We start from the raw sequence: 3,511 nt of genomic DNA, 5'->3' as shown, positions 1-3,511 counted from the left end.
GCGTTGGCCGGCGAGCCGAGGAACATCCCGGCGTCGGGTTTCATGTAGAAGGATTCGTCGAGGCTGACCAGCATCGGCCAATGGTGGATGTCCACGCCTTCGGGGCCGGCGAAGATGAATGCGGCACGACGTTTGGGTTGCAGGCCCAGGGGCTTCGCGCCGGCCAATTCACCGATCTTGTCGGCCCAGGCGCCGGCGGCGTTGATGATGATCGGCGCGCTGAACGTCTGGCTGCCGGTCTGGACGTGCCATGTACCCTGGCGGTCGCGGCTCAGGCTGATGACTTCGCTGTCGGTATGCACTTCGCCCTGGTTACGGCGGATACCGCGCAAATAGCCCTGGTGCAGGGCATCGGTGTCGATGTCGCTGGCGGTCGGGTCGTAGATGGCACCATGGACCTTTTCCCGGCGCAGGATTGGCACCAACGCGCAGGCCTCGTCGACGTCGAGCAATTGCATTTCCGGCACCGTGGTTTTTGCGCTCTGGTATTGCCTGTTCAGTTCATCCGGGTCACCGGTCAAGTCCACGGTCATTTCGCCGCGCGGAGTCAGCAGCGGGTGTTCGCAGAAACCGCTGGGTGGGTTGTCGAAAAAATCCCGGCTGGCCAGGGTCAACGCCCGCACTTGCGGGGTGCCGTAGGCCGCGGTGTACAGCGCCGCCGACCGGCCGGTGGAGTGATAGGCCGGATGGGATTCGCGTTCGAGCACGATCACGCGGCCGTGCTGCGACAGCCAGAAACCCGTGGAAGCACCGGCAATCCCGCCGCCGATGATGATGAAATCTGCCTGGCTCATGAACGTCTCCAGTGAAGTGCGATGCCGAAATTGTGGTGATCACCTGTGGGAGCGAGCTTGCTCGCGATTGCGGTCAATCATTCAGCATGGATGTCGACTGACTTGACGCTATCGCGAGCAAGCCCGCTCCCACAGGATCTAAGTGTTAGTGAGATAGGCGATAGATCGCATTGGCCAGCGCAATGTCTTCCAGACCCAGGCCGATGGAGCGGAAAAACACATGGCGATCGTAATCCGGTCGCAGGACTTTTTCGCTGAGCAGGTCGGGCAGGTCGCCGACAATCGCGCTCGTGTCCCAGCCGTGCTGCTCGGTGGCGATCAGCATTTCTCCGGCCGAGCCCGGGGTGGTCAGTCGATAGTCGCAGAATACCTGCATATCGTTGAGGCTCTGGGGCGGCACTTCGTGGGCGCGCGGCGCATTGGTGCTGATGGAGGTGATCAGTGCCGGTTTGCGTAAGTGAGACGGGTCGATCACCGGGCCGGGGGAGGAGGTGCAGAGCATGATCACGTCGGCGTCCTCAACGGCGGCTTCGCGACTGTCGAGGATGTTCAGGCGTGGCTCGATGTTTTTCAGCAGACCGACGGTGTCAGGATCGTCGCTCAGGCTCGGCGCGTACAGGTTGATGCTTTGCCAGTCGCGCAGGCCTTTCACGTAGTGCAGGTGCGCCTGGGCCACTTTACCGCTGCCGATGATGGCCAGGCGATTGGCTGAGAGCGGCGCGAGGGCGTCGACCGCTACGGCGGTGGTCGCGGCGGTGCGTGCGGTGGTCAGTTCACCGGCGTCGCACAGCAACAGCGGCTGGCCGGTCTGCGTCGACATCAGCAGAGTCCACGCGGTCACCAATGGTCCCTGATCACGGACGATGTACGGCGAAGTCTTGATCCCGTACACGCCGTCTTCGGCCAACACACCCAAGTAGTTGATGAAGTCGCCGGCAGCCTGTGGGAACTCCACCAGTTGCTGCGCCGGTTGCACTGCTTGCCCGGTCGCCAGGTCACGGAACATTTTGCGCAGGATCTGCGGTACGTCGACCTGCGCCAGCAACTCGCGAGCCTGGTTCTGGTTGATCACTTGGGGCGTACTGGACATGGTCGGCTCCGGAATTGAAAGTAAACTAATTTGTCTATTATGGACTTTTAGTTATCGCGAGCAATATCCAAAGCAAAAAAAAGCGCAGTCCGTTTCCGGCTGCGCTTGTCTTTTCAGCGTCGCTTAATGGGGACGCTTGCGTTCAACGGCCCGCAACAGATGCGTCGGTGGCGTTTCACAACTGATCTTGCGCCCCAGCAGTTCTTCGATGGACGGTAGCTGGTAGGAGTCGTCTTCACCGGCAAAGCTGATGGACACACCGTCGGCACCGGCGCGACCGGTACGACCGATGCGGTGCACGTAGTCGTCCGGCACTTCCGGCAGGGTGAAGTTGATCACGTGGCTGATGCCGTCAATGTGGATGCCGCGGCCGGCCACGTCGGTGGCCACCAGCACGCGGATCTTGCCTTCGCGGAAGCCTTCCAGGGTCTTGATGCGCTTGTGCTGCGGCACGTCGCCGGATAGTTGCGCGGCGTTGATGCCGTCGCGCACCAGGCGTTCTTCGATGCGTCGCACTTCATCCTTGCGGTTGGCGAACACGATCACCCGCTCCCAACCATTGTCGTTGACCAGGTTGTAGAGCAGTTTGTATTTGTCGGCACCGGCCACCGCGTAGATGTGCTGCTCGACGTTTTCGCTGGCCACGTTCTGCGCTTCGATCTCGACGATCGACGGGTCGGTGGTCCATTGCTTGGCCAGGTTCATCACGTCTTCGGTGAAGGTCGCGGAGAACAGCAGCGTCTGACGCTCGGACTTCGGCGGTGTCTGGCGAATGATCTGGCGCACTTGCGGGATGAAGCCCATGTCGAGCATGCGGTCGGCTTCGTCCAGCACCATCACTTCGACCATGTCCAGATGCACATCGCCGCGCTGGTTGAAGTCCAGCAGACGGCCCGGCGTGGCCACGAGGATGTCGCAGTGGCGGGCCTCGAGGTGCTTGAGCTGCTTGTCGAAGTCCATGCCGCCGACGAACGTCATGACGTTGAGGCCAGTGTATTTGGTCAGGTCGGCGGCGTCCTTGGCGATCTGTACTACCAGTTCGCGGGTCGGCGCGATGATCAGCGCCCGTGGTTCACCCATGTAGCGCTCTTTCGGCGGCGGGGTTTGCAGCAACTGGGTGATGATCGAGATCAGGAACGCAGCGGTTTTGCCGGTACCGGTCTGGGCGCGGCCGATGGCGTCTTTGCCCGCGAGGGTGAAGCCCAGCACCTGTGCCTGGATCGGCGTGCAATACGGGAAGCCCAGGTCCTGGATGGCGTGCATCAGTTCAGGGGCGAGTTTGAAATCGTGGAAGCGGGTTTTGCCTTCCTGGGGTTCGACGACGAAGTCTTCGAGTTTCCATGGGATGACCGGCGCCTTGGGCTTGGGTTCGCGGCGCGGTTTGGCGGGTTTCGGCGTTTCGCTGTGTGGCTGTTCCGGGGCTGTTACTGCCGCAGGCTGGGCAGCTTCTGCGGTCTTTGGCTCATGCTTGGGTGCCGCAGCAGGGGCGGCCCGTTCAGACAGATTACCGTCGGTGCGGTGGCCGGGAGCGTAAGACGCAGGGCTGGGAACTGGCGCGAGTTGCTCAGTCTCGCTTTTACCGAACATTTTCTTGAGTGCTTTGAGCACGGTCATCTCATCAATTGGT

The 3,511-nt window shown here is 61.6% G+C and carries 3 protein-coding genes; all 3 read right to left on the bottom strand.

Annotated features, from left to right (window positions below):
* Positions 1 to 794 (bottom strand): NAD(P)/FAD-dependent oxidoreductase (locus ACXRVY_RS20515; protein ID WP_458238105.1); only part of this gene is annotated, 794 nt, incomplete at its 3' end.
* A gap of 145 nt (positions 795 to 939) precedes the next feature.
* Positions 940 to 1,884, bottom strand: a complete 945-nt coding sequence (locus ACXRVY_RS20510; protein ID WP_223459861.1) for an ornithine cyclodeaminase family protein — start codon at positions 1,882 to 1,884, stop codon at positions 940 to 942.
* Between the two features lie 123 nt (positions 1,885 to 2,007).
* The gene (rhlB, locus tag ACXRVY_RS20505; RefSeq protein ID WP_223459863.1) at positions 2,008 to 3,498 is read right to left on the bottom strand and encodes an ATP-dependent RNA helicase RhlB; all 1,491 of its coding nucleotides are present in this window, start codon (positions 3,496 to 3,498) and stop codon (positions 2,008 to 2,010) included.
* Positions 3,499 to 3,511 lie beyond the last annotated feature (13 nt).

This window comes from Pseudomonas sp. P5_A2_2, assembly GCF_054177685.1.
Note: the sequence above shows the minus strand (reverse complement) of the source record. Positions and strands in the feature narration are given on the sequence as shown.

Coding starts and splice junctions, on each gene's coding strand:
- ACXRVY_RS20510 (WP_223459861.1), bottom strand. CDS start 1,884: ATGTCCAGTACGCCCCAAGTGATCAACCAGAACCAGGCTCGCGAGTTG.
- rhlB (WP_223459863.1), bottom strand. CDS start 3,498: ATGACCGTGCTCAAAGCACTCAAGAAAATGTTCGGTAAAAGCGAGACT.